The organism is Klebsiella oxytoca (assembly GCF_009707385.1).
GTDB classification, from domain to species: Bacteria; Pseudomonadota; Gammaproteobacteria; order Enterobacterales; family Enterobacteriaceae; genus Klebsiella; species Klebsiella oxytoca_C.
The window spans coordinates 4,619,182-4,644,731 of the sequence record NZ_CP046115.1; the positions used below are offsets into that span (position 1 = coordinate 4,619,182).

Below are 25,550 nucleotides of genomic sequence, written 5' to 3' on the forward strand. Positions count from 1 at the left end.
TCCCGGGAGGAAGCTTCTTCTTGCTCTCCTCATCCTGGCGCACTATTCTCTGGCGCTATGAAAACACCCCGAATTCCTATTGCCCTTCAACAGGCCGTTATGCGCAGCCTGCGCGAGAATCTGGCCAAAGCGAACCTCAAGCTGGGACGAAATTACCCGGAACCGGCGCTGGTTTATCAGCAGCGGGGAACCTCCGCCGGTACCGCCTGGCTGGAAAAAAATGAGATCCGCCTTAATCCGGTACTGCTGCAGGAAAACCAGCAGGCTTTTATCGATGAGGTCGTGCCGCATGAGCTTGCCCATCTGCTGGTATGGAAACACTTTGGCCGCGTCCCACCCCACGGTAAAGAGTGGAAATGGATGATGGAAAGCGTGCTGGGCGTTCCGGCGCTGCGTACCCATCGCTTCGAACTCGATTCAGTACGTAAAAATACCTTCCCTTACCGCTGCCAGTGTCAGCAGCACCAGCTTACCGTCCGCCGTCACAATCGCGTAGTGCGCGGTGAGGCCACCTATCGCTGCGTGCGCTGCGGCGATGTTCTGGTGGCAGAAAAGTAATCTGCGGAAATAATTGGAAATTTTCTGATCTGACTGATTGCGTCGGACAACCACATTCGTTACGTTGCGGGCTCGTTTTGACACGGAGTTAACGATGTCCCGAATTTATATTTTTGCTGCCGCGTTTCTCAGCATGACGGCGTGCGCCCCGCTTGCAGCGGAAGGAATCAACAGTTTTTCCCAGGCCAAGACCGCTGGCGTCAAGGTCAATGCCGACGCCCCCGGCGATTTTTACTGCGGCTGTAAAATCAACTGGCAGGGAAAAAAGGGGGTTATCGACCTGGAATCTTGTGGCTATAAAGTGCGTAAAAATGAAAACCGCGCCAGCCGGGTTGAGTGGGAACACGTGGTTCCGGCATGGCAGTTTGGCCATCAGCGCCAGTGCTGGCAGGATGGCGGGCGGAAAAACTGCGCCAAGGATCCGGAGTACCGCAAAATGGAAAGCGATATGCATAACCTGCAGCCGGCGGTCGGCGAGGTTAACGGCGATCGCGCTAACTTTATGTACAGCCAGTGGAACGGCGGTGAAGGTCAGTACGGCCAGTGCGCGATGAAAGTCGATTTCAAAGAAAAGGTCGCTGAGCCGCCAATTCGCGCCCGGGGTTCTATCGCCCGCACCTACTTCTATATGCGCGACCGCTACCAGCTCAATCTTTCCCGCCAGCAAACCCAGCTGTTTAACGCCTGGGATAAACTTTACCCGGTAACGACCTGGGAGTGCGAACGCGACGCGCGTATCGCCAAAATCCAGGGCAACCATAATCCTTACGTCCTCCAGGCTTGCCAGGCGCAAAAGAGCTAACCTACACTAGCGGCAATTGTTAATTTGCAGTTTCGTTCTTCCCCCAACGATGGGGGAAGACAGTATCTGCGCGAAGAACGGAATATCAAGTATGCGCATTCCTCGTATCCATCACCCGGAGCCTATTACAACGGGTAGCCAGATAGCTCTCTCTGACGACGCGGCCAATCATGTCGGTCGCGTTTTACGTATGGGGAAAGGCCAGGCAATTGAGCTTTTTGACGGCAGCAATCAGGTCTTTGAGGCGGTCATTGTCGAAGCAGGTAAGAAAAATGTTCTGGTTGAAGTACAGAGCAGCAAAATTGATAACCGTGAGTCCCCCCTGCATATCCATTTAGGCCAGGTGATGTCCCGTGGCGAAAAAATGGAATTCACCATCCAGAAATCGATCGAACTTGGTGTAAGCCTCATAACGCCACTGTTTTCCGAGCGCTGTGGCGTTAAACTGGATGCTGAGCGTTTGCAGAAGAAGATCCAGCAGTGGCAAAAAATCGCTATTGCCGCCTGCGAGCAAAGCGGCCGCAACGTGGTGCCAGAAATTCGTCCGGCAATGCAGCTCGAAGCCTGGTGCGCGGAACAAGACGAGGGGCTGAAGCTCAATTTACACCCACGCGCCAGCGCCAGCATCAACACGCTGCCGCTGCCGGTCGAACGTATCCGGCTGCTGATTGGCCCGGAAGGCGGTCTGTCTGCGGAAGAGATTGCAATGACCGCTCGCTACCAGTTTACTGATATTCTGTTGGGCCCGCGCGTTCTGCGTACAGAAACAACTGCGCTCACTGCCATTACCGCCCTGCAGGTGCGTTTTGGCGACTTAGGTTGAAGCGTTAACGGAGAAGAACAATGATTAAGCTCGGCATCGTGATGGACCCCATCGCAACCATCAACATCAAGAAAGACACCAGCTTCGCCATGTTGCTGGAAGCGCAGCGTCGCGGCTATGAACTCCATTACATGGAGATGAACGATCTGTACTTAATCAACGGTGAAGCCCGCGCCCATACGCGTAAGCTGAGCGTCGAGCAGAACTACGACAAATGGTACGAATTCACCGGCGAGCAGGATCTGCCGCTGGCGGACCTCGACGTTATTTTGATGCGCAAGGATCCGCCATTCGATACCGAGTTTATCTACGCGACCTACATCCTTGAGCGCGCCGAAGAGAAAGGCACGCTTATCGTCAACAAACCGCAGAGCCTGCGCGATTGTAACGAAAAGCTGTTTACCGCCTGGTTCTCCGATCTGACTCCGGAGACGCTGGTTACCCGCAACAAAGCCCAGCTGAAAACCTTCTGGGAAAAACATGGCGATATCATCCTCAAGCCGCTGGACGGTATGGGTGGCGCGTCAATTTTCCGCGTTAAGGAAGGTGACCCGAACCTCGGCGTGATTACCGAGACCCTGACCGAGCTGGGTAGCCGCTACTGTATGGCGCAGAACTATCTGCCCGCCATTAAAGACGGTGATAAGCGCGTGCTGGTGGTGGACGGCGAGCCGGTTCCTTACTGCCTGGCCCGTATCCCGCAGGGCGGTGAAACCCGCGGTAACCTTGCGGCCGGCGGTCGCGGCGAAGCGCGTCCGCTGACCGAAAGCGACTGGGCCATCGCTCGCCGGGTTGGCCCGACCCTGAAGGCCAAAGGCTTAATCTTCGTCGGGCTGGATATCATCGGCGATCGCCTGACGGAAATTAACGTCACCAGCCCAACCTGCGTTCGTGAAATCGAAGCCGCCTTCCCGATTTCCATCACCGGGATGCTGATGGACGCCATCGAGAAGCGCCTCAATAAATAAAGCGCTCATCAGGCTACGGGTTAAGCACCTGTAGCCTGCAGCGAGCTCAGAAAATTCACTTTCGGATTCAGACAGGCTGCGCCCATGCTGCCTGCAAGATAAAGTGAATCGACACTCTCTTGCTTTACCCGCATACTGGGTGCTGCTTTTTTGAACCAGGAACAGAACCTCTGACAATGAATTTACAGCATCACTTTCTAATTGCCATGCCTGCTCTCCAGGATCCGATGTTCCGCCGCTCGGTCGTCTATATCTGCGAGTATAATGACGACGGCGCCATGGGCATCATTATCAATAAGCCGATGGAAAATCTGCAGGTTGAAGGGATTCTGGAGAAGTTAAAAATCACGCCTGAGCCGCGCAATCCCGAGATCCGCCTGGATAAACCGGTGATGGTTGGCGGCCCGCTGGCCGAGGACCGGGGTTTTATACTGCATTCGCCGCCGTCTGACTTTTCTTCCAGTATTCGTATTTCCGACAATACGGTGATTACAACCTCCCGTGACGTTCTGGAAACGCTGGGTACGGATAAGCAGCCGGCCAACGTACTGGTTGCCCTGGGCTACGCCTCATGGGAAAAAGGCCAGCTGGAGCAAGAAATACTGGATAACGCCTGGCTCACCGCGCCTGCCGACCAGAATATCTTGTTCAGCACGCCGATAGCCGACCGCTGGCGCGATGCCGCGAAGCTCATTGGTATCGATATTGTGACCATGCCGGCCGAAGCGGGGCATGCATAATGAGCGGCACTTTTTTAGGCTTTGATTTCGGAACCAAAAGTATTGGCGTCGCCGTTGGGCAGCGCATCACCGGTACCGCCCGTCCTCTCACCGCGCTTAAAGCCCAGGACGGTAAGCCCGACTGGAACGTTATCGAGAAACTACTCAAAGAGTGGCAGCCTGAAGCGGTAATTGTCGGCCTGCCGCTTAATATGGACGGTACGGAACAACCGCTAACCGCGCGGGCGCGTAATTTCGCGAATAAAATCCATGGCCGTTTTGGCGTGCAGATCGTTCTGCACGATGAACGCCTGAGCACGGTTGAAGCCAGGGCCGGGTTATTCGAACACGGCGGATTCCGCGCGCTGAATAAAGGCAGCGTTGATTCAGCTTCAGCTGTCATTATTCTGGAAAGCTATTTCGAGCAGGGTTACTGAACCTCAATGATGGCGCCATACAAACGACGGCAGGCGCCATCATTATGTTTTACTCTTTAGTGGCGCAGATGCTCATTCGCCCAGCTGACCGCCTGAGTACGATTCTTAACGCTCAGCTTGCGGAACACGTTATACAGATGGGTACGCACCGTGTTCTCACTGATAAACAGCGCGCGAGCGATATCCATATTGGTCGCGCCACAGCGAAGTTCATTAAGAATTTCACATTCGCGCTCGGTCAGCGGCGAGTTTTCCGCGGGTGATGATACCTGACTGGCCGAATACATAGCCGGGTGCATCACGCTCAATTCAGCCGTCTGCTCGCCGTTCAGCACAGCTTTAACGCCCTCAATTAAGCGCGATTCATCATCGTCGTGACGGAAAACGCCATAAAGCGCCGGCCACTGAGCCATTTCGTAGAGTTCATACTTTTGCGCGCTATTTATAATCAGCAAACGCGGATTATCTACCTGCAGGCGAATAATATCACGCCACACGCTATTCAACTTTTTATTTGAAACTGCAATATCAAATAATATTACAGAATCTTTCACAAGACGTTGCGCGAGAGGTTTGTTAATATTTTGCAGGACCACCGACACGGATAACCTGTCAGCCAGCCACGTGGCAAATGCTTTGCTTTGAATAGAGGGGTGAGTAATAAAAGTAACCTGATGAGAAAGAACTGAATCCTCAGATAAATTAATCACTTAAAACTCTCCTTAGTTGACTCCCGCCTTCATAGCGGTTAAATGAATTAACAAGAATACGATCGCGTGCATATTTATATATATACAAACTAAATTTACACTTTGATACAATATTCATTGGGAATTTTCCTATCCCTGTAAACAGCATAAATCGAATGCCTTAAGAGAGTCAAAAGATTATCAAACTTTTTTCCTGGATATGGGAGGTTTATGTCAATTCGTTTTTCATAGAATACATTGCTCGGTTTAATTTCATGTGCTTATTTGTAATATTAAATAATGATACCAAACATTAATAAAACATTATTATAACAAGCCATTGGTAAGACGTCTGAATATAAAAAATACAGCTATAAAAGACCCGCAGCCGTACGTTGCTGAAAGCTTTGCGTAAATGTTTGCATACCAGATAGCTGCCCGGTTTGTATTACGCCTGGCAACTGATGAGTTTTTCCTTCCCGGATCAAATTCGCCACTGCCGGGGTATTAACTAAAAGCTCGTATAGCGCAACTCTTCCGCCCGTTGCATCTGGATACAGTTTTTGTGCCAGTACCGCGCATAAGCTTCCCGCCAGCTGGCTGCGAACCTGCTCTTTTTCCTGTGCCGGAAAGACATCCACCAGCCTTTCCACCGCCTGCGCCGCGCCGCGCGTGTGTAATGTCGCCATTACCAGATGTCCGGTTTCCGCAGCCGTTAATGCCAGACGGATCGTTTCGCTATCCCGTAGCTCTCCTAACAGGATGACATCCGGATCCTGACGCAGCGCAGCGCGTAAAGCAGCGGCATAAGAGGGGCAGTGGCGACCGATTTCCCGCTGCTGAATCAGGCAACGCTCGCTATGGTGAATAAACTCAACCGGATCTTCCAGCGTCAGGATATGACCATTAAGACGCTGATTCAGATAGCCCACCATCGCCGCCAGGGTAGTTGATTTACCGCTACCGGTTGCACCCGTGACGAGAATAAGCCCGTTCTCCTCATTGAGCAGTTCGCTTAAGGCGGTTGGTACACCGAGCGCCTCCAGCTGCGGGCAGGTTTCCGCCAGCAGACGCAGCGCCAGCGACAGGCCGCGGCTGTGGGCAAATGCGCTGGCGCGAAGGCGCGGCCCACCAACCGGCGCTAAAGCGAAATCGACCTGCCCGCTGGCCTGCCACTGCGCGAGCTGCTCGGCGTTGAGCCAGTCATGGAGTATTTTGCTGATATCAGGGGAGGTAAAAGGCGCAGGCTCCAGCTTGCCCTGGCGACGCCAGCGCGGCGCTGAAGCATTGCACAGGTGTAGATCGGAGACGTTATGCTTTACACTAAGGGCCACTATTTCTTCCAGTTCCATAACTCATCCTCGGTATATGAACGATATTGCGCATAACCTGGCACAGGTCCGGGACAAAATCTCAGCCGCAGCCGTACGCTGCGGCCGTGCTCCAGAAGAAGTTACGTTGCTTGCAGTCAGTAAAACGAAACCTGCGAGCGCTATCGAAGAAGCGATGGCCGCAGGTCAGGTCGCGTTTGGCGAAAACTATGTTCAGGAAGGGGTGGAGAAAATCCGCTACTTTCAGGAAAAAGGCGCAACCGGGCTACAATGGCACTTTATTGGCCCGCTACAGTCCAACAAAAGCCGTCTGGTGGCCGAGCATTTTGACTGGTGCCATACCGTCGATCGTCTGAAAATCGCCTTGCGCCTTAGCGAACAGCGGCCAGCGCAAATGCCGCCGCTCAACGTGCTGATCCAAATCAACATTAGCGATGAGCAAAGTAAGTCGGGCATTCAGGTTGATGAACTGGACGCGCTGGCGGCGGAAATCGCTGAGCTGCCGGGCCTGCAGCTACGTGGATTGATGGCTATCCCGGCTCCAGAGTCAGAATATGTAAGGCAGTTTGCCGTCGCCCAACAAATGGCGGTAGCATTTGCGCGACTAAAAACGCACTACCCTTCGGTCGATACGTTGTCGCTGGGAATGTCGGATGATATGGAAGCCGCCATCGCGGCGGGAAGCACTATGGTGCGCATCGGAACCGCAATTTTCGGCGCGCGCGACTACAGCAAAAAATAAGGAATCTGAGGAACGCCATGAAGACGTTGACTTTCCTGCTCTCAACGGTCATTGAGCTTTACACAATGGTCGTGTTGTTACGCGTCTGGATGCAGTGGGCGCGCTGCGACTTTTATAACCCATTTTCGCAGTTCGTGGTCAAGGCTACGCAGCCTGTTGTCGGGCCGCTGCGCCGTATTATCCCGGCGATGGGGCCGCTCGACAGCGCTTCCCTGCTGGTGGCATTTATTCTTTGCGTCGTGAAAGCTATCGTGCTGTTCATGGTGGTGACTTTCCAGCCGATTATCTGGATCTCCGCGCTGCTGATCCTCATTAAAACCGTCGGTTCGCTGATCTTCTGGGTCCTCCTGCTCATGGCAATCATGAGCTGGGTAAGCCAGGGCCGCAGCCCGGTGGAATACGTTCTGATGCAGCTGGCCGACCCGCTGCTGCGTCCGATCCGCAGATTGCTGCCATCAATGGGCGGAATTGATTTCTCGCCGATGGTGCTGGTTCTGCTGCTGTACGTTATCAATATGGGGATCGCCGAACTGTTGCAGGCTACCGGCAACGTTCTGCTTCCGGGGCTGTGGATGGCGCTATGAGTGCCGTCGAAACCTGCGCTGATGGGCTGGTTTTACGGCTGTATATTCAGCCTAAGGCCAGCCGCGACAGCATCGTTGGTTTACATGGCGACGAGCTTAAAGTCGCCATTACCGCGCCACCCGTTGACGGCCAGGCCAACGCCCATCTGGTAAAATTCCTCGCCAAACAGTTTCGCGTAGCAAAAAGCCAGGTGCTGATTGAGAAAGGCGAGCTGGGCCGCCACAAACAGATAAAAATCATTCATCCGCAGCAGATCCCGGACGGGGTCGCCGCGCTGACAGAGTAAACAGGATCCTTCATGCAAAAAGTTGTTCTCGCTACCGGCAACCCCGGAAAAGTGCGCGAGCTGGCCTCGCTGCTGGCTGATTTTGGGCTCGATATCGTGGCCCAGACCGAACTCGGTGTCGATTCCGCAGAGGAAACCGGCCTGACGTTTATTGAAAACGCCATTTTGAAAGCCCGCCATGCCGCGCAGATCACCGGACTTCCGGCCATCGCCGATGACTCCGGGCTGGCCGTCGATGCGTTAGGCGGCGCGCCTGGCATCTATTCCGCCCGGTATTCCGGTGAAGGCGCAACCGACCAACGTAATCTGGAAAAGCTGCTTGATGCCCTGCAGGACGTGCCGGACGATAAGCGTCAGGCGCAATTTCACTGCGTACTGGTTTATCTGCGCCACGCAGAAGATCCGACCCCGCTGGTTTGCCACGGTAGCTGGCCGGGCGTCATCGCTCGCGAAGCCGCAGGCAGCGGCGGCTTTGGCTACGATCCGATTTTCTTTGTTCCGACGGAAGGTAAAACCGCAGCGGAGCTGAGCCGTGAAGAAAAGAGCGCTATTTCCCACCGTGGACGCGCGCTTAAACTGTTACTGGAAGCCTTACGTAATGGCTAATTTGCCGCCCCTGAGCCTCTATATTCACATCCCGTGGTGCGTGCAGAAATGCCCGTACTGCGATTTCAATTCGCATGCGTTGAAAGGCGAAGTGCCGCATGACGACTACGTTCAGCATCTGCTGAACGATCTGCGAGCCGACGCTCATTATGCGCAGGGACGTGAAATCGGGACTATTTTCATTGGCGGCGGAACGCCGAGCCTGCTCTCCGGTCCGGCAATGCAAACCCTGCTCGACGGCGTGCGCGAATCACTTCCGCTGGCGGCCGATGCTGAAATCACCATGGAGGCCAATCCTGGCACCGTAGAAGCAGATCGCTTCGTGGAGTATCAGCGCGCAGGTATTAATCGCATCTCCATCGGCGTCCAGAGCTTTAGCGAATCAAAGCTGCAGCGTTTGGGCCGCATTCACGGGCCACAGGAGGCTAAACGCGCGGCCAATCTGGCAAGCTCGCTGGGGCTACGCAGCTTTAACCTCGATTTGATGCACGGCCTGCCGGATCAGTCGCTGGAAGAGGCGCTGGACGACCTGCGTCAGGCGATAGCGCTCAACCCGCCCCATCTCTCCTGGTATCAGCTGACCATTGAGCCAAACACCCTGTTTGGCTCGCGTCCGCCGGTCCTCCCGGATGACGACGCGCTGTGGGATATTTATGAACAGGGGCATCGCCTGCTCAGCGCAGCGGGCTATCAGCAGTATGAAACCTCCGCCTACGCAAAAGCGGGCTATCAGTGCCAGCATAACCTCAACTACTGGCGCTTTGGCGACTACCTGGGCATTGGCTGCGGCGCGCATGGTAAAGTGACGTTCCCGGATGGGCGCATTCTGCGAACGGCGAAAACCCGTCATCCGCGCGGCTATATGGAAGGCCGTTATCTTGAGCGCCAGCATGATGTGGAAGAGGCGGATAAACCATTTGAATTCTTTATGAACCGTTTCCGGCTTCTGGAAGCGGCGCCGCGTGATGAATTCAGCCGCTATACCGGTCTTGATGAAGATACTATCCGCCCGCAAATCGATGCGGCCATTGCCCAGGGCTACCTGACGGAAGATGCCCGCTGCTGGCAAATTACCGATCACGGTAAGCTCTTTTTAAATTCGCTTCTCGAACTCTTCCTTAGCGAATAAATATCTTCACGCTTATCCCGTTATTTATCTAACGGGATAATTAATTATTCGATTTTACCGATATATTAATACCGTTATTTCCGAGCAATTTCATTCCAGCATTGTCAATAAAGATAAATTCAAATTCATTTATTGAGAATAAATATAATCCAACGCACAAAAATACGCATTTCATCACTTCATTGGGAAAAAGTGTGAGTCAGACAGCTTAAAGATGTCTGACAACCAGGATAATATGTCATACAGAAACAAAGAATGACTCTTTAGATATTGACCAATTAACCTAAGTGCATGGAGCCGACTCATGAAAAAAGTCTCTTTTTCTCGTTCTCTGGTGTGTGTATCTTTGCTTGCCCTCCTCTCTGCTGGCGCCAGCGCTGCTGAAAAAGTTACGTTAAAACTGGCACATAACCTTGAACGTAGCCACGTGGTTCATCAGGCGTTTGAGGAGATGTCGAAAGAGGTTAACCAACTCTCCAATGGTAATATGAAAATTCGTATTTATCCCAGCAGCCAAATGGGCAGCGCGCGTGAAACCATGGAGTTATTACAAAACGGTGCCCTTGATATGACGAAAGGTTCTGCCAGCGATCTGGAATCATTCGATAACGTCTACGCAATATATAATCTACCGTTCTTATTTAACGATCAGAATCACTTCAATAAAGTCGTTTTCGGTGAAGTGGGCAAAGAAATAATGGAGTCGACCAAAGATAAAGGATTCTTTGCGCTTTCCGCTTACGTTGCCGGTACCCGAAGTTTTTACGCCAAAAAGCCAATTACTAAACCGGAAGATTTAAAAGGACTGAAGATCCGCGTTCAGGCCAGCCCAACCACCTTAAAGATGATCGAATTAATGGGCGGTTCGCCAACGCCAATTTCATTTGGTGAAGTCTATACCGCCATGCAGCAGGGCGTGGTGGACGGCGCAGAAAATAACGTCCCCTCCTGGGTTCAAACTCGCCATATCGAAATCGCTAAAGTTTTCTCTGAAGATGAACACGCCTCAATTCCGGACTTCCTCGTTATCTCCAGTAAAACCTGGGACAAACTTACGCCGGAACAGCAGCAAATCCTGACCAGAGCGGCTAAAGCCTCAGAAGTGTACCAGCAAAAACTGTGGGACAAGATCGACGCCGATACCCGGGAGCAGGCAAAAGCCCTGGGCGGCGAAATTGTCAAAGTTGATAAAGCGCCGTTCCGCGCCGCCGTACAGCCCCTGTTTGATGACTTCAAAAAAGATCCGAAACAGGCCGCCCTGCTGGCCAAGTTTGAAGCTGCTGCTGAATAACACTTAGCGGGCCAGCCGCTGGCCCGCTTTCACCGGGAAATCAATGATGATACTTAACCGCATAAAGCTGGCGGTGGACCGCACGATCGCCGCATTCTCTGTCGCCGTTATGGTCGCGCTGGTTGTCTGCGTCGTCTGGCAGGTATTCAGCCGCTACGTGCTAAACCAGCCAAGCACTCTGACCGACGAGCTGGCGCGCTTTTTAATGATCTGGGTCGGTCTGCTGGGTGCGGCCTACACCGTTGGCGCTCAGCGCCATCTGGCTATCGATTTACTCGCGATGACGCTTCCTCCTCGCAGACAGGCGCTTCTCAGCGTCATCATTAATCTGCTGATCTTTATTTTTGCCGGTTCAGTAATTGTTACCGGCGGCGTGAAGCTGATTGAAAAAACGCTGTCAACGGCCCAGGTCTCGGCGGCGATGCAGATCCCCATGGGCTACGTGTATCTGATCCTGCCGCTAACCGGCATCATTATGATGTTTTACGCGCTGTGTTTTATCAGTAACGGACTGCAAAACATGAAGCAATCTGAAGCGGGGGCAAACTAATGGAAAGCTATATTGCACTGATGCTATTTGGCTCTTTCTTTATTCTGGTTTTTATTGGCGTACCTATCTCCTTCTCCATTGGGATCGCTACCGTTGGTTCGATGCTGCTGATGTTCCCCTGGGATATCGCGGTAATTACCGTTTCTCAGCGCCTGGCGAACGGGCTCGATAACTTCGCTCTGCTGGCTATTCCATTCTTTATCTTTGCCGGTACCCTGATGAACAGCGGCGGGATTGCCATACGCTTGATCAATCTGGCACAGGTGATGGTCGGACGCGTTCCGGGCTCTCTGGGCCACGTCAACGTGCTGGCCAACATGATGTTCGGCTCGATTTCAGGTTCGGCGGTCGCGGCAGCGGCGGCGGTAGGCGGAACGCTTAACCCCATTCAGACAAAAAAAGGCTACGATCCGGCATTCTCTACGGCGGTTAACGTCTCGTCGTGCATCACGGGCCTGCTCATCCCGCCGTCAAACGTGCTTATCGTCTTTTCCCTGACGGCAGGCGGCGTGTCGGTAGCCTCGCTGTTTATGGCCGGTTATCTGCCGGGCATCCTGATGGGCCTGGCCATTATGGTGGTCTGCGCCATCATCGCTAAGCGTCGCGGCTACCCGGTTTCTGAACGTTCGACCTGCGCCCAGGCGGCAAAAGCGTTTTTTGACGCCCTGCCCAGCCTGCTGCTGGTCATTATCGTCATGGGCGGGATCCTCGGCGGTATTTTCACCGCTACCGAAGCTTCCGCTATTGCCGTGGTCTATACCTTTATCCTGTCGGTGCTGATTTATCGGGAAGTGAAATGGCGCGATCTGCCGAAGCTGATCCTTGAATCAGTGGTGATGACCTCTATCGTGCTGCTGCTGATCGGTTTTTCCGTCGGGATGTCGTGGGCAATGACCAACGCCGATATACCTTACATGATTAGCGATGCGCTGATGGGCGTTTCTGAAAACCCGGTAGTGATCCTGCTGCTGATTAATATCGTGCTGCTAATCGTCGGGATCTTTATGGATATGACCCCAGCGGTGCTGATTTTCACGCCGATATTCCTGCCAATCGCTCAGGATTTAGGCATGGACCCGGTGCATTTTGGCATCATGATGGTCGCCAACCTGTGCATTGGTCTGCTGACGCCGCCGGTGGGTAGCGCGCTGTTCGTTGGTTGCTCAATTTCCGGCGTTAAAATTCAGCAGCTCATCAAACCGCTGCTGCCGTTCTACGCCGCTCTGCTGATAGCGCTGATGATGATTGTTTATATCCCGCAGATCTCGCTGTTTATTCCGCAGCTGCTGGGGCTGATGTGACCGACTGACCATAATCGCTACCTGCGCCCGCAGGTAGCGAATTAAAACTTACTTTAACGACCCCACCAGCGCTTTACGGCTCTCCTCAAGGGAAACCACGCGGTTGCAGACATCCTTCCCAAACTGCTGGAAATCCGCCTCCTGGTTTTTCCATTCGTCCTGAATGGCGGTTTGCAGACCACCAAGGCTGCCGAGGATCCCCTGCAGCGGGTTACCGCCGCCTTTTAGCACCGCCTTCGCGCCTATCTCGTTGATGCTATCCTGCAGAATACCGCCCATCGCCTGGTTTACCAGCTGCTGGCCGTCGGCGCGCACCTGATCGATGGCTTTATAGTGGAAGGTCAGCCCATCGTTGCGATGTTCAATAATGCGGCCCATTTGCGCTTTCAGCTGCGCATCAAGTTTGGTCAGGCGGCTATGCATACTGCTGCTGGCCCCAACCTGTTCGGTGATGATTTTATCCAGCGCCTTACGGCCTTTTTCGACTCGCGAGCGCGCGCCGTCATCAATCCACGGCAGACTGCTGCGCAGACCGGCCTGGTAATCCTGCGCCTGTTCGCGCTGTGCGGCGTTCAGCGCATAGGCTTTACCGTTGTAGGTCAGGTTGCCATCCGGTTTAATCACCAGATCGCCGTTTTCGCCTTTTACCTGCACCTGCTGCGGGCTGAGAATCACATCGTCACGCGGGGTGACGCTACACTGGTAGTCCGCATGGGCGGACAAAGCGGTAACGGAAAGCGCCACCGCCAGCAGCGTTTTGCGCATCATTTAACTCCCTTCAGACAAAACGGGCCGGCAGTTGCCGACCCTTGTCAAACTTAGTCCCACCAGATATCAAAAAGTTCGCTGGTGCGTACATCGGCAAGCCCGCGCGCTTCGAGCCATTTACGCACGATGGCCTGGTGCTCCTCGGTGCATTTACCGATTTCCTGCAGGCAGATCAGACCTTCCCAGGAGAGGTAGCCGCTGCCGTCAAAGGCCAGCTTATTAGGTTCGATCGCTTCATCAATCAGATCGTTAACGGTCTGGTCAATCTGCTCTTCACTGGTTCCTTCCGCGAAACGCCACGCGACGGAAAATCCCACTTCCTGAAACTCGTCGATATGCATTTTTTTACGCAGACGACGGCTACGATTCGTTGCCATTATTTCACCCTCTCGAACATTAAGTCCCATACGCCGTGGCCAAGACGATGGCCACGTTGTTCAAATTTGGTTACCGGGCGCGATTCCGGGCGCGGCACATAGTCGTTGCTTTCAGAGCGGTTGCGATACCCTTCCAGCGAAGACATCACCTCCAGCATATGCTCGGCGTATGGCTCCCAGTCGGTCGCCATGTGGAAGACGCCGCCCAGCTTCAGCTTGCTTTTTACCAGCTCGGCGAAAGGCGGCTGAACGATACGGCGCTTATTATGACGCGCTTTGTGCCACGGGTCAGGGAAAAACAGCTGCACCATGTTAAGGGAGTTATCCGGGATCATCGTATGCAGCACTTCCACCGCATCGTGGCACATGACGCGCAGGTTTTGCACGCCCTCTTCTTCAGCAGACGCCAGACAAGCGCCGACGCCCGGAGAGTGCACTTCAATACCGAGGAAATTCTGCTGCGGCTTCTCTTTCGCCATCGCCACCAGCGACGCCCCCATCCCAAAACCAATCTCCAGCGTAACCGGCGCTTCACGGCCAAACAGCGCGGTAAAATCAAGCGGCGCATCGTTGAATTCAACGCCCATCACCGGCCAAATAGTGTCCAGCGCGTGCTGCTGCCCCTTGGTCAGGCGGCCCTGACGACGGACGAAGCTGCGAATACGGCGCAGCGGGCGGCCGTTTTCATCGAATTCCGGAGATATGACGTCGTTTTTCATAAAAGTTAAGTCTGCTTGTGAGATGTGTTCGGAAAACGGGCATTATCCAAAGTTACCCGGCGGATGCAAGGGTTTACAGCCTCTCGCCCTTGTGCTGCAATCTGCCACCTTCTAATCGCTTTCCCGGAGCCATAGCTTTGACTTTTCTCGCCGCGCAATTTTCAGCCCAGGTGCTGGACTGGTACGACAAATACGGGCGTAAAACCCTGCCCTGGCAAATCGCCAAGACGCCCTACAAAGTATGGCTCTCCGAGGTGATGTTGCAACAAACGCAGGTGACCACGGTCATTCCCTATTTTGAACGCTTTATGACGCGTTTCCCAACGATTACCGACCTGGCTGACGCCCCTCTTGATGAAGTTCTGCATCTGTGGACCGGTCTGGGCTACTACGCCCGCGCGCGCAATTTACATAAAGCGGCGCAGCAGGTAGCCACCCTGCACGGCGGAATATTCCCGCAGACCTTTGATGAAGTCGCCGCCCTGCCGGGCGTGGGCCGCTCCACCGCCGGCGCGATTTTGTCCCTTTCTCTTGGTCAGCATTTTCCGATTCTCGACGGTAACGTGAAACGCGTGCTCGCGCGCTGCTATGCTGTCAGCGGCTGGCCGGGAAAGAAAGAGGTGGAAAAGCGCCTTTGGGATATCAGCGAAAAGGTCACACCGGCTAAAGGAGTCGAGCGTTTTAACCAGGCCATGATGGACCTCGGCGCCATGGTTTGCACCCGCTCGAAACCAAAATGCGAGCTTTGTCCGCTGAATAACGGCTGCGTGGCCTACACCAATGATTCATGGACTCAATATCCGGGCAAAAAGCCGAAACAGACAATCCCCGAGCGTACCGGCTATTTCCTGCTGATGCAGCACGGCGACGAGGTGTTTCTCTCCCAACGTCCGCCGGTGGGATTATGGGGTGGATTATTCTGCTTCCCGCAGTTTGAAGATGAAGATACGCTGCGAGAGTGGCTGGCACAGCGTCAGATTAAGGCCGATAATCTGACGCAATTAACCGCGTTCCGCCACACTTTCAGCCATTTCCATCTGGATATTGTGCCGATGTGGCTTACAGTGCACTCATCCGGCGCATGCATGGATGAAGGGGGCGCACTCTGGTATAACTTAGCGCAGCCGCCGTCCGTCGGTCTGGCGGCCCCCGTGGAGCGCTTGTTGCAACAGTTAAAAGCCGGAGCACCGGTTTAGCTTTCTGGCGATTAAAGAGGATTAAGAATGAGTAGAACGATTTTTTGTACTTTCCTGCAGCGTGAAGCCGACGGCCAGGATTTTCAGCTGTACCCGGGCGAGCTGGGCAAACGTATCTATAACGAAATCTCCAAAGAAGCCTGGGCCCAATGGCAGCATAAGCAGACGATGCTAATTAACGAGAAAAAACTCAGCATGATGAACCCCGAGCACCGCAAACTGCTGGAGCAGGAGATGGTTCAGTTCCTGTTTGAAGGTAAAGACGTACACATCGAAGGCTATACGCCGCCAGAAAAACAGTAAGGGCCTGACGGCCCTTTACCACCACAAACACAACACGCACTCCCGGAATGATGAAAAAATACTTAGCGCTAGCGCTGATTGCACCCTTGCTCGTTTCGTGTTCCAGCCCAACCAAAAAAGGCGCCGAGTATAACGAGGCGTGGGTGAAGGACACTAACGGCTTTGACATTCTGATGGGCCAGTTCGCCCATAACGTCGAGAATATTTGGGGTTATAACGAAGTTCTGCTTGCCGGGCCGAAAGATTACGTAAAATACACTGACCAGTATCAAACCCGCAGCCACATCAACTTTGATGCCGGTACCATCACCGTTGAAACTATCGCCGGGACCGATCCGGCAGGACGTCTGCGTCAGGCGATCGTTAAAACCCTGCTAATGGGCGACGATCCTAACTCTATCGACCTCTATTCCGATGTCGATGATATTCAGATTTCAAAAGAGCCGTTCCTTTATGGCCAGGTGGTGGATAACACCGGCGAGTCGATTCGCTGGGAGTGGCGAGCCTCACGTTTTGCCGATTATCTGCTGCAAACCCACCTGAAAAGCCGCAGCAACGGCCCGCGGATGATCTACAGCATCACCATCAACCTGGTGCCAAACCATCTCGACAAACGTGCGCATAAATATATTGGCATGGTGCGTCAGGCGTCGCGCAAATATGGTGTTGATGAATCGCTGATCCTGGCGATTATGCAAACCGAATCGTCCTTTAACCCCTACGCGGTCAGCCATGCCGATGCTCTTGGGCTCATGCAGGTTGTGCAGCACAGCGCCGGGAAAGATGTGTTCCGCTCGCAGGGGAAATCGGGCCTGCCAAGCCGCAGCTACCTGTTCGATCCGGTCAATAATATCGACACCGGTACCGCCTATCTGGCGATGCTGAACAACGTCTACCTCGCCGGTATCACTAACCCTACCTCGCGTCGCTATGCGGTGATTACCGCCTATAACGGCGGCGCGGGCAGCGTGCTGCGGGTCTTCTCCAGTGATAAAGTCCAGGCGGCGAATATCATCAACAACATGACGCCGGGCGACGTTTATCAAACCATCACCAGCCGTCACCCATCGGCCGAATCGCGCCGTTACCTGTACAAAGTAAACACCGCGCAAAAAGGCTACCGCCGCAAGTAATTTCAAACGCCCCTGTCGCTCCAGGGGCGTTTCTCTTCTGCTATACCCGTCATACTTCAAGTTGCTTATGTCCTGGCCTGGGGACTCACTCCCTGGCAGCCTTTAAGCAACTCGAATTATTTTTACGTATATACCCGCTATTGTTGCGCAACTCTTTTGCGATTTTCTGCGGCAGTTAACAAAAGCATCCATCGCATAAATGATAGAATCCAACCAAAATAACGGCAAAAATGTTATTTAATACACAAAAATAATTCCATATCCGTGAGGATCAAAACATGAATCTTAAGCTGCAGCTCAAAATACTCTCTTTCCTGCAGTTCTGCCTCTGGGGAAGCTGGCTGACCACACTCGGCTCATATATGTTCGTTACCCTCAAATTTGACGGTGCGGCGATCGGGGCGGTCTATAGTTCGCTCGGTATCGCTGCCGTGTTTATGCCAACGCTGCTCGGTATCGTTGCCGATAAATGGATCAGCGCCAAATGGGTTTATGCCATTTGCCACGTGGTCGGCGCGCTGACGCTGTGGCTCGCCGCCCAGGTCACCACGCCGGGTGAGATGTTCCTCGTCATCCTGCTCAATTCGCTGGCCTATATGCCAACCCTGGGGCTGATTAACACCATTTCGTACTACCGCCTGCAGTCTGCGGGCATGGATATCGTGACCGATTTCCCGCCGATTCGTATCTGGGGCACCATTGGTTTTATCCTCGCCATGTGGGGCGTTAGCTTCTCCGGTTTCGAGCTGAGCCATATGCAGCTTTATATCGGCGCGGCGCTCTCCGTGCTGCTGGTCCTCTTCACCCTGACGCTGCCGCATATTCCGGTGGCTAATCAGCAGAAAAACCAGAGCTGGACCACCATGCTGGGACTTGATGCCTTCGCGCTGTTTAAAAACAAGCGCATGGCGATCTTCTTTATTTTCTCAATGATGTTGGGCGCCGAGCTGCAAATCACCAATATGTTTGGCAACACCTTCCTGCACAGCTTTGATAAAGATCCCTTGTTCGCCAGCAGCTTTATCGTGCAGCACGCCTCAGTGATGATGTCGATTTCACAAATCTCAGAAACGCTGTTCATTCTGACCATTCCGTTCTTCCTCAGCCGCTACGGTATTAAGAACGTGATGCTCATCAGTATCGTAGCGTGGATGCTACGCTTCGGCCTGTTCGCCTACGGCGATCCGACGCCGTTCGGCACCATCCTGCTGGTACTGTCGATGATTGTTTACGGCTGCGCCTTCGACTTCTTTAACATCTCTGGTTCCGTGTTTGTAGAAAAAGAGGTGCGTCCAGAAATTCGCGCCAGCGCTCAGGGAATGTTCCTGATGATGACCAACGGTTTTGGCTGCATTCTTGGCGGAATGGTGAGCGGCAAAGTGGTCGAGCACTTTACCGTCGAAGGGGTTACCGACTGGCAATCCGTGTGGCTGATTTTCGCGGGCTATTCGCTGGTTCTGGCTTTTGCCTTCATTGCGCTGTTTAAGTACAAGCATGTCCGCGTACCTGCGGGTACGCAAACCATCGCCCATTAATAAACGGAATTTGCCGCGCAACGAGGCGCCCCGGGTTATTAACGGGGCGCTTTTTTTATTCTTTCAGCACGTAGCCGTATAGCCGCTTGATACCATCAGAGTCCGTTTCACTGTAAACCCCCTGCAGCTCCGGCGAGAAGCCCGGTAGCATATTGACCCCCTCCTCCAGCGCCAGGAAATAGCGCAGCACCGCCCCGCCCCAGATCTCGCCCGGCACGACGCACAGCACGCCGGGTGGATACGGCAGCGCGCCTTCTGCAGCAATCCGCCCTTCGGCTTCGCTTAAGCGCACCAGTTCAACGTTGCCGCGGATAAACTCGCGGTTAGCGTCCTGCGGGTTCATTACCGCACGCGGGAAGCTCTTCTTGCGGAACATCTCTTTTTGCAGATCCTTCACGTCAAAGCTGACGTACAGGTTATGCATTTCCTGACACAGCTCGCGAATGGTGTAATCCCGATAGCGCACCGGATACTTGTTAAAGATGGTCGGCAGGACGTCGGCCAGCGGCGTATCAGATTCGATATGCTGCTCAAACCGGGCAAGCATCGCCACCAGCTGCGCCAGCTTCTCTGCGCTCTCCGCGGGCGTTAGCAGGAACAGAATAGAGTTCAGATCGCACTTCTCCGGCACGATACCGTTTTCGCGCAGATAATGGGCGAGGATGGTCGCCGGAATGCCAAAATCGGTATACTCACCGCTCTCCGCATCGATCCCTGGCGTCGTCAGCAGCAGCTTGCATGGGTCAACGAAATACTGGTCGCTGGCATAGCCTTCAAAGCCGTGCCAGCTCGCGCCCGGTTCAAAGCTAAAGAAACGCCGCTCGCGGGCGATAGCTTCAGTGGGATGATCCTGCCACGGACGCCCCGCCACCACGGGCGGAATAAACGGCTGGAGCATTTTGCAGTTGGCGATAATCGCTTTACGTGCTTCGATACCCAGCGCCACGCACTCCGCCCACAGGCGGCGCCCGCTCTCCCCTTCGTGAATTTTGGCGTTGACGTCCAGCGCGGCGAACAGCGGATAAAACGGGCTGGTCGAGGCATGGAGCATAAATGCGTTATTCAACCGCTTATGCGGGCAAAAGCGCGCCTGCCCACGGATATGGTCATCCTTCTTGTGGATTTGCGAGGTTTGCGAAAAACCGGCCTGCTGTTTATGCACCGACTGAGTGACAAAAATACCCGGATCCTCCGGCGTCAGCTCGAGCAACAGCGGCGAACAGTCGGCCATCATCGGAATAAACTGCTCGTAGCCTACCCACGCGGAATCAAACAGGATGTAGTCGCACAGGCCGCCGATTTTATCGACCACCTGACGGGCGTTGTAAATCGTTCCGTCATAGGTGCCAAGCTGGATCACCGCCAGGCGGAACGGCCGCGGCGCATCGGCTTTGTCCGGCGCGGTCTCGCGAAGCAAATCGCGCAGGTATTGTTCATCAAAGCAGCGTTCGTCGATACCGCCGATAAAACCGAACGGGTTGCGCGAAGCTTCGAGATAAACCGGCGTCGCTCCCGCCTGAATCAGCGCACCATGATGATTTGATTTATGGTTGTTGCGGTCAAACAGCACCAGATCGCCCCGCGTCAGCAGCGCGTTGGTCACTACTTTGTTCGCCGCCGAAGTGCCGTTGAGAACAAAATAGGTTTTATCAGCATTGAAGACCTTCGCCGCAAACTTCTGCGCGTGTTTGGCTGACCCTTCGTGAATCAGCAGATCGCCAAGCTTAACGTCGGCGTTGCACATGTCGGCGCGAAAGACGTTCTCGCCGAAGAAGTCGAAGAACTGCCTTCCCGCCGGATGCTTCCTGAAGAACGCGCCGTGCTGATGGCCGGGGCACGCAAAAGTGCTGTTATCCATCTCGACGTACTGGGTCAGCGTGTCGAAGAACGGCGGCAGCAGGTTCTCTTCGTAGGCGCAGGCGGCGGCTTCCAGCTCCAGCCACTCCTGGTCCTTGCCGCGAACAATCGCCGTCACGCCTTCTGGTTTTTGCGGGTCAGCTTCACTGAACAGATAAACCGGCAGATTGAAGCCCGTGCGCTTCAGCAACGCAAGGATGCCGCTGCGGCTGTCCGCTACGGTAATGACGACTGCCGCCACATCGGTAAAATCAGTACTGTCCAGGGCCACCACGCGACGGTGGGTTGACAGGCGGGATACCAGCTCGCGGCTGGCGGCAATGTGCATTGATTTCATGAGCGCGAATACCCGTTTCCGGAGAGTAAAAGGCTTCGGCCAGGGCATATGGGCTCTGGCCAACGAAATGTCAGGGTCTGGCTGGATCCCAGCTCCGACCGCCAGACATCAGTAAAAGCAGACCGCGTCCGATCTTACTGATGTCCTGCAGTGAGCCTGCGTTACGCTCACCGCATGGCGGGCTGAAGTGGCAAAGTAAGGGTAGCAAGACGAGGCTGCCTGCGCATCTGTTCGCAGCGGCTATGTAGCGATGATGTCGTCATCCCGGCGGCCTCATTCAGGAGAGAAGAAAATTCGCGCAATCATGTCACCTTTAAATGTACCGCGCAAGATGAATTCCCTATGCAGCCATACCACGGATTCGCAAGCCTTTTAGCCTGTTTGGCGTCATAATAATGCAGTCGTTAGGGATAATTAACAGGAGTTTTGCTTTGGTTACAGGGCCATTTATTAACGCCAGCGCGGTCCTTTTGGGGGGCCTGCTCGGCGCACTCTTAAGTCAAAGATTGCCGGAACGGATTCGTACATCAATGACTTCTATTTTTGGTCTGGCATCGTTGGGTATCGGCATTCTGCTGGTGATCAAATGCGCTAACCTGCCGGTAATGGTACTTTCAACGCTGGTGGGTGCGCTGCTTGGCGAAGTGTGCAACATGGAAAAAGGCATTAATACGCTGGTCAGTAAACTCCAGCAGCTGCTTTCACCAAAAAAGGGCCAGAAAAAGGCCTCGGTACATGAATCTTATATTCAAAGCTACGTCGCGATTATTGTGCTGTTCTGCGCCAGCGGAACCGGAATTTTCGGCGCAATGCGCGAAGGGATGACCGGCGACCCCAGCATCCTTATTGCCAAAGCGTTTCTCGACTTCTTCACCGCCATCATTTTCGCCTGCACCCTGGGGCTGGCCGTCTCCGCTATTTGCGTGCCGATGCTGGCTATCCAGCTGACGCTGGTGGCCTGCTCATCGCTGATAATGCCTTTAACCACGCCGGTGATGATGGCGGATTTCAGCTCCGTAGGCGGAATGCTGCTGGTCGCGACCGGTTTACGCATCTGCGGAATTAAAATGTTCGCCGTGGTAAATATGCTGCCGGCTCTGGTGCTGGCCATGCCGATTTCAGTGGCCTGGACGGCATTTTTCGCCTGAAGATGCGTGCTTTTGATTCAATGTGGTGATAGATTGCTCAGTCTGCTGCGAAAAAAATAAATTTCGTTGACGAGGTGCGGTGAATCAGGTTTAATGCGCCCCGTTGCCCGGATAGCTCAGTCGGTAGAGCAGGGGATTGAAAATCCCCGTGTCCTTGGTTCGATTCCGAGTCCGGGCACCACTTATTCAGAGAACCCAGCCTATGGCTGGGTTTTTGCTTTTCTGCGACCGGACTCTCCATCGAACTCCGTTCGATTATTCGCCGCACAGCGGCTCACCCCTTCGGGGCCAGCGCGGCAAGCGCGCTGTTCAACGCCTCCGGCGTTAGTCCGAGTCCGGGCACCACTTATTCAGAGAACCCAGCCTATGGCTGGGTTTTTGCTTTTTGAGGAATGGAAATATGGAGCTTCCATTCCTGATCTGGCTAGTTATAGCGTGAAGGCCAGATTTGCTCTGGCGCAACGCCCAACTCTTCGACGATCAGCCTTTCCCCTTTGGGCCAATGGCGGTTAAGGGCGTTTGCCAATGTGGAAGATGCCAACCCAGCCTGACGGGACAGCGCGGCCAGCGAGGTACCCTGTTTTCTCAGCCCAGCGATAATGTCAGCGGAATGCCAGTCTGGTTGAATCATGCCCCCTCCCCATCAATAAACTTTACGCCGCTGGCGGTACGCAGCCAGCGCGGGGCCTTGAGTTCAGCGGCAAAGCACCAGACCAGCTCACACTTTAATTCGGTCAGCGTCTGATCCATTTTCAGCAGTAGCGCCCGCCCCGTCAGAATCAGCGCCAGCGTGAGTGGGCAGTCGCAAAGTAATTCGGAACACGCCCCACCATAATATGGGCGTATGAAGGACACAAAAAAACCGCACTATGGAAAACGGCGGCTGTCTGCGTTGATAGTCAGGCCCTCAAACCCGGTACCTGAACTTGCAGGTGCGGGTAAAAGATACCGCTATCAATTACAGGCCGTAAGCAGTTTTATTACGGCAAGCGAGGCGTGATGTTAATCTGGAATTCGCCTCGCAAAACCGTAGGGGGATTATTGTTTAGCTTTGCGTCTATGCTACACGTTTCGCTTAAACTGACCGAATACATTTGAGTCCGCTTGCCTGTCGCGACCAGAAGTTTATATTCTCACGAATATGTCGATTTAAAAGCGACATATCACAGAATAATCAAACCTAATATTGCTAAGCTGGATTGATGATTTTAAAATGGTTTAATAATTTTCAAAATTGTCCATCAAGAGGCGACATTTGCCAAACTATCTAAACTGGCTGATGCAGAATACCCTACCTGGTCAGGTGTTGCTCCAGTCATGGCTCGCCCGCAACGGCATAGATCGTAAGCTCTCTTACCTCTATGTCCAGAATGGCTGGCTCAGGCGGATCGCACACGGCGTATACTGTAGGACGGGCCGTGAGCCGGACTGGGTGGATGCAGTTTACTGCCTGCAAACGCAATGGGAAAAACCGGTTCGCGTGGCGGGGCTGACCAGCCTTGTGCTACAAGGTCACGCTCACTATATCGAACCGGGCAAACAACAAATCTGGCTCGCACTCTCGGCTTACGTCAAACTGCCGGGATGGTTTGTCACCTTTGAACAATCCGCGACGTTTGTCACGTTGTATACCTCTGGCCTCACCGTTGATATACCGTCATTCACGACACAACTTAAAATCGGTGACCGACTGTTAGCAGGCAGTGTCCCTGAACTGGCCGCGTATGAGATCGCCTGCGGCGTTCCTTCGCTAATCTCGTTCGAACATGCCGACGCCCTGTTTCAGGGGATGAACCTTCTCAGCCCGCGAAAATTACAGGCTTTGCTGTGTGCCAGCCATTCAGTTAAAACCAACCGGGTGATGCTCTATCTTGCCCGACGCAATGAGCATCCTTACTTTCAGTACCTCGATCAAAGCAGTATAGAAACAGGCTCGGGAAAGCGGCAAATCGTTCCCGGCGGCTGGCTGGAGCCGGATTATCAAATCACCGTTCCCCGCGCATTTAAACCGGAAGGAGTCGAAGATGGATCTGCATGATAGTTATGCCCGACAGGTCAGACTATTAATGACTGCCCTGCCGCATGTGGCAAAGGAGTCCTGCTTCGCGCTGAAAGGCGGCACGGCAATCAATTTGTTTGTGCAGGATTTCCCTCGCCTGTCTGTAGATATCGATCTGGCGTATAAGACCTATGCGGATCGCGATACCGATCTGGCTGCCATCAATGACGCCTTGATGCGTATTACTGGATCGCTGAACGGCAGACCGGGGATCACTGCGATCCGGCAGGAGAATAAAGCGGATGAAAAGCGCATCATCGTCAATACCGCCGATGCGAAGATAAAGATTGAGGTGAGTCCGGTCTGGCGTGGGCTACTGTTGCCACCAACAGAAATGCCGGTATGTGAACAGGTGGAAATGGAATATGGCTTCACCACCATGAATGTCGTCTCGCTGGCGGATCTTTACGGCGGTAAAATCTGCGCCGCGCTTGACCGCCAGCATCCGCGCGATCTGTTTGACGTGCTGAATATGCTGGAAAAGCCGGGCCTGACGCGCGAGATCTTTGACGGTTTTCTTTGCTATCTGGCAGGGCATCCCCGCCCCATTACCGAGCTGCTGGCACCAAACTGGGATACAGCGCGGATCACTACCCTGTACGCACAGGAATTTTCAGGCATGACACAGCAGGAAACATCGCTGGAATCTCTTTTATCAGTAACGACTTTGCTGCCACAAGCGCTGAAATCGCATCTTACGGACAGAGATCGCCAGTTCTTGCTCAGCTATAAGCAAAATACCCCTGCCTGGTCGCTGTATCGCTATCCTGAAATTCAACACCTACCAGCGATTCGCTGGAAGTCGCGTAACCTGGAGGTGCTGAAGGATAAGAATCCGGCCAAGTATGCAGCGGCGGTGAATAAGCTGGAGAGAGTTCTGGAGCAGTACCTTTAGCTCTGGTTCTGAGGGAATGGATTGAGCCATGATGTTTGGTTATCTCAACGGCCTCATGGCTATATCTCAAAAACTGATGAAAATATTTATGTAATTCAATAAATAATAGTTAACACTGTCAAATATTATCTCAAAAGTGCCTAATCCGACATATCAACTTACAGCTCAGTGCAGGGGTAACGAATCAACACCCCATGAGTGAGGTAAGTATGTTTTTCACGCCGTTATATGCGGACCTCGAATCGTTATATGTGGACTTGACTCCACATATAACGCCCCCCCATTCTCAAAATGACGTTTTTTTCGCGATGACCCTCACAAAATCAAAGCGATTTTTTGTGGGGTCCTTCGTGGGGGCGCTGTTTACGAGAAATGTGAATAAAACCAAATACAAACAGTACGTTAA

Annotated in this window: 29 protein-coding genes and 1 tRNA gene; 22 read left to right on the forward strand and 8 right to left on the reverse strand. The window is 53.6% G+C overall.

The window, feature by feature from the left end; all coding sequences use genetic code 11:
* Positions 1-57: 57 nt before the first annotated feature.
* From GJ746_RS21480 to ruvX, 6 genes are all read left to right on the forward strand, one after another.
* Positions 58-558: a SprT family zinc-dependent metalloprotease gene (locus tag GJ746_RS21480; protein WP_154682010.1), complete on the forward strand. Its 501-nt coding sequence runs from the start codon at positions 58-60 to the stop codon at positions 556-558.
* Positions 559-652: 94 nt separating this feature from the next.
* Positions 653-1,360 (forward strand): deoxyribonuclease I, encoded by a 708-nt coding sequence (endA, locus tag GJ746_RS21485; RefSeq protein ID WP_154682011.1) that lies wholly within the window; start codon positions 653-655, stop codon positions 1,358-1,360.
* 91 nt (positions 1,361-1,451) lie between these two features.
* A complete protein-coding gene (gene rsmE, locus GJ746_RS21490) occupies positions 1,452-2,183 on the forward strand; it encodes a 16S rRNA (uracil(1498)-N(3))-methyltransferase (protein ID WP_154682012.1) in 732 nt (243 codons plus the stop codon).
* Positions 2,184-2,203: 20 nt separating this feature from the next.
* The gene (gene gshB / locus GJ746_RS21495; RefSeq protein ID WP_154682013.1) at positions 2,204-3,151 is read left to right on the forward strand and encodes a glutathione synthase; all 948 of its coding nucleotides are present in this window, start codon (positions 2,204-2,206) and stop codon (positions 3,149-3,151) included.
* A 176-nt stretch (positions 3,152-3,327) separates the two neighbouring features.
* Positions 3,328-3,891, forward strand: a complete 564-nt coding sequence (locus tag GJ746_RS21500) for a YqgE/AlgH family protein (protein ID WP_154682014.1) — start codon at positions 3,328-3,330, stop codon at positions 3,889-3,891.
* A complete protein-coding gene (gene ruvX / locus GJ746_RS21505; RefSeq protein WP_154682015.1) occupies positions 3,891-4,307 on the forward strand; it encodes a Holliday junction resolvase RuvX in 417 nt (138 codons plus the stop codon). Before GJ746_RS21500 ends, ruvX begins: the two co-directional genes overlap by 1 nt.
* A 56-nt stretch (positions 4,308-4,363) precedes the next feature.
* Here ruvX and GJ746_RS21510 read toward each other — a convergent pair whose 3' ends face one another.
* On the reverse strand, positions 4,364-5,017 hold the full coding sequence (locus GJ746_RS21510) for a LuxR C-terminal-related transcriptional regulator (protein ID WP_154682016.1): 654 nt from the start codon (positions 5,015-5,017) through the stop codon (positions 4,364-4,366).
* A gap of 350 nt (positions 5,018-5,367) precedes the next feature.
* The gene (locus GJ746_RS21515) at positions 5,368-6,348 is read right to left on the reverse strand and encodes a type IV pilus twitching motility protein PilT (RefSeq protein WP_154682017.1); all 981 of its coding nucleotides are present in this window, start codon (positions 6,346-6,348) and stop codon (positions 5,368-5,370) included.
* A 16-nt stretch (positions 6,349-6,364) separates the two neighbouring features.
* On the opposite strand from GJ746_RS21515, the gene GJ746_RS21520 reads away from it, so the two are divergent.
* From GJ746_RS21520 to GJ746_RS21555, 8 genes are all read left to right on the forward strand, one after another.
* Positions 6,365-7,069 carry a YggS family pyridoxal phosphate-dependent enzyme gene (locus GJ746_RS21520; protein ID WP_154682018.1) on the forward strand — a complete coding sequence of 235 codons (705 nt, stop codon included), beginning with the start codon at positions 6,365-6,367 and terminating at the stop codon, positions 7,067-7,069.
* A 17-nt stretch (positions 7,070-7,086) separates the two neighbouring features.
* On the forward strand, positions 7,087-7,653 hold the full coding sequence (locus GJ746_RS21525; protein WP_004105714.1) for a YggT family protein: 567 nt from the start codon (positions 7,087-7,089) through the stop codon (positions 7,651-7,653).
* Positions 7,650-7,940, forward strand: a complete 291-nt coding sequence (gene yggU, locus GJ746_RS21530; RefSeq protein WP_154682019.1) for a DUF167 family protein YggU — start codon at positions 7,650-7,652, stop codon at positions 7,938-7,940. Before GJ746_RS21525 ends, yggU begins: the two co-directional genes overlap by 4 nt.
* 12 nt (positions 7,941-7,952) lie before the next feature.
* Positions 7,953-8,546, forward strand: coding sequence for an XTP/dITP diphosphatase (locus tag GJ746_RS21535; RefSeq protein WP_154682020.1), 594 nt, complete (start codon positions 7,953-7,955; stop codon positions 8,544-8,546).
* Positions 8,539-9,675 (forward strand): radical SAM family heme chaperone HemW, encoded by a 1,137-nt coding sequence (gene hemW, locus GJ746_RS21540; RefSeq protein ID WP_154682021.1) that lies wholly within the window; start codon positions 8,539-8,541, stop codon positions 9,673-9,675. The genes GJ746_RS21535 and hemW overlap by 8 nt, the downstream gene beginning before the upstream one ends.
* Positions 9,676-9,979: 304 nt before the next feature.
* Positions 9,980-10,966: a TRAP transporter substrate-binding protein gene (locus tag GJ746_RS21545; protein WP_154682022.1), complete on the forward strand. Its 987-nt coding sequence runs from the start codon at positions 9,980-9,982 to the stop codon at positions 10,964-10,966.
* 46 nt (positions 10,967-11,012) lie between these two features.
* Entirely contained in the window at positions 11,013-11,516 is a 504-nt protein-coding gene (locus GJ746_RS21550; RefSeq protein WP_154682796.1) for a TRAP transporter small permease, read from the forward strand.
* A complete protein-coding gene (locus GJ746_RS21555; protein ID WP_154682023.1) occupies positions 11,516-12,817 on the forward strand; it encodes a TRAP transporter large permease in 1,302 nt (433 codons plus the stop codon). Before GJ746_RS21550 ends, GJ746_RS21555 begins: the two co-directional genes overlap by 1 nt.
* A 48-nt stretch (positions 12,818-12,865) precedes the next feature.
* Here the strand turns inward: GJ746_RS21555 and GJ746_RS21560 are convergent, their stop codons facing one another.
* From GJ746_RS21560 to trmB, 3 genes are read right to left on the reverse strand one after another with little or no spacing between them, the layout of a single operon-like run.
* On the reverse strand, positions 12,866-13,585 hold the full coding sequence (locus tag GJ746_RS21560; RefSeq protein ID WP_154682024.1) for a DUF2884 domain-containing protein: 720 nt from the start codon (positions 13,583-13,585) through the stop codon (positions 12,866-12,868).
* A 50-nt stretch (positions 13,586-13,635) separates the two neighbouring features.
* Entirely contained in the window at positions 13,636-13,962 is a 327-nt protein-coding gene (locus GJ746_RS21565) for a YggL family protein (RefSeq protein ID WP_154682025.1), read from the reverse strand.
* Positions 13,962-14,681, reverse strand: a complete 720-nt coding sequence (trmB, locus tag GJ746_RS21570) for a tRNA (guanosine(46)-N7)-methyltransferase TrmB (protein ID WP_154682026.1) — start codon at positions 14,679-14,681, stop codon at positions 13,962-13,964. The genes GJ746_RS21565 and trmB overlap by 1 nt, the downstream gene beginning before the upstream one ends.
* 137 nt (positions 14,682-14,818) lie before the next feature.
* On the opposite strand from trmB, the gene mutY reads away from it, so the two are divergent.
* From mutY to GJ746_RS21590, 4 genes are all read left to right on the forward strand, one after another.
* The gene (mutY, locus tag GJ746_RS21575; RefSeq protein WP_154682027.1) at positions 14,819-15,877 is read left to right on the forward strand and encodes an A/G-specific adenine glycosylase; all 1,059 of its coding nucleotides are present in this window, start codon (positions 14,819-14,821) and stop codon (positions 15,875-15,877) included.
* A 27-nt stretch (positions 15,878-15,904) separates the two neighbouring features.
* On the forward strand, positions 15,905-16,180 hold the full coding sequence (locus GJ746_RS21580; RefSeq protein ID WP_004105744.1) for an oxidative damage protection protein: 276 nt from the start codon (positions 15,905-15,907) through the stop codon (positions 16,178-16,180).
* Positions 16,181-16,230: 50 nt separating this feature from the next.
* Positions 16,231-17,313: a membrane-bound lytic murein transglycosylase MltC gene (gene mltC / locus GJ746_RS21585; protein WP_154682797.1), complete on the forward strand. Its 1,083-nt coding sequence runs from the start codon at positions 16,231-16,233 to the stop codon at positions 17,311-17,313.
* A 278-nt stretch (positions 17,314-17,591) separates the two neighbouring features.
* A complete protein-coding gene (locus GJ746_RS21590) occupies positions 17,592-18,848 on the forward strand; it encodes a nucleoside permease (RefSeq protein ID WP_154682028.1) in 1,257 nt (418 codons plus the stop codon).
* Between the two features lie 55 nt (positions 18,849-18,903).
* Here the strand turns inward: GJ746_RS21590 and GJ746_RS21595 are convergent, their stop codons facing one another.
* Positions 18,904-21,042, reverse strand: a complete 2,139-nt coding sequence (locus GJ746_RS21595; RefSeq protein WP_154682029.1) for an ornithine decarboxylase — start codon at positions 21,040-21,042, stop codon at positions 18,904-18,906.
* 431 nt (positions 21,043-21,473) lie between these two features.
* Here GJ746_RS21595 and GJ746_RS21600 point away from each other — a divergent pair, with 431 nt between their 5' ends.
* Positions 21,474-22,190 carry a DUF554 domain-containing protein gene (locus GJ746_RS21600; protein ID WP_154682030.1) on the forward strand — a complete coding sequence of 239 codons (717 nt, stop codon included), beginning with the start codon at positions 21,474-21,476 and terminating at the stop codon, positions 22,188-22,190.
* 105 nt (positions 22,191-22,295) lie between these two features.
* Positions 22,296-22,371 (forward strand) — tRNA-Phe (locus tag GJ746_RS21605).
* Positions 22,372-22,614: 243 nt separating this feature from the next.
* On the opposite strand, the gene GJ746_RS21610 is transcribed toward GJ746_RS21605, so the two are convergent.
* A complete protein-coding gene (locus GJ746_RS21610; RefSeq protein ID WP_154682031.1) occupies positions 22,615-22,821 on the reverse strand; it encodes a helix-turn-helix domain-containing protein in 207 nt (68 codons plus the stop codon).
* Entirely contained in the window at positions 22,818-23,045 is a 228-nt protein-coding gene (locus GJ746_RS21615; protein WP_413773420.1) for a hypothetical protein, read from the reverse strand. The genes GJ746_RS21610 and GJ746_RS21615 overlap by 4 nt, the downstream gene beginning before the upstream one ends.
* Positions 23,046-23,445: 400 nt before the next feature.
* Between GJ746_RS21615 and GJ746_RS21620 the strand changes: the two genes are divergently transcribed.
* Positions 23,446-24,228 carry a type IV toxin-antitoxin system AbiEi family antitoxin domain-containing protein gene (locus GJ746_RS21620; protein WP_195908765.1) on the forward strand — a complete coding sequence of 261 codons (783 nt, stop codon included), beginning with the start codon at positions 23,446-23,448 and terminating at the stop codon, positions 24,226-24,228.
* Positions 24,215-25,144 (forward strand): nucleotidyl transferase AbiEii/AbiGii toxin family protein, encoded by a 930-nt coding sequence (locus GJ746_RS21625; RefSeq protein WP_154682032.1) that lies wholly within the window; start codon positions 24,215-24,217, stop codon positions 25,142-25,144. The genes GJ746_RS21620 and GJ746_RS21625 overlap by 14 nt, the downstream gene beginning before the upstream one ends.
* Positions 25,145-25,550 lie beyond the last annotated feature (406 nt).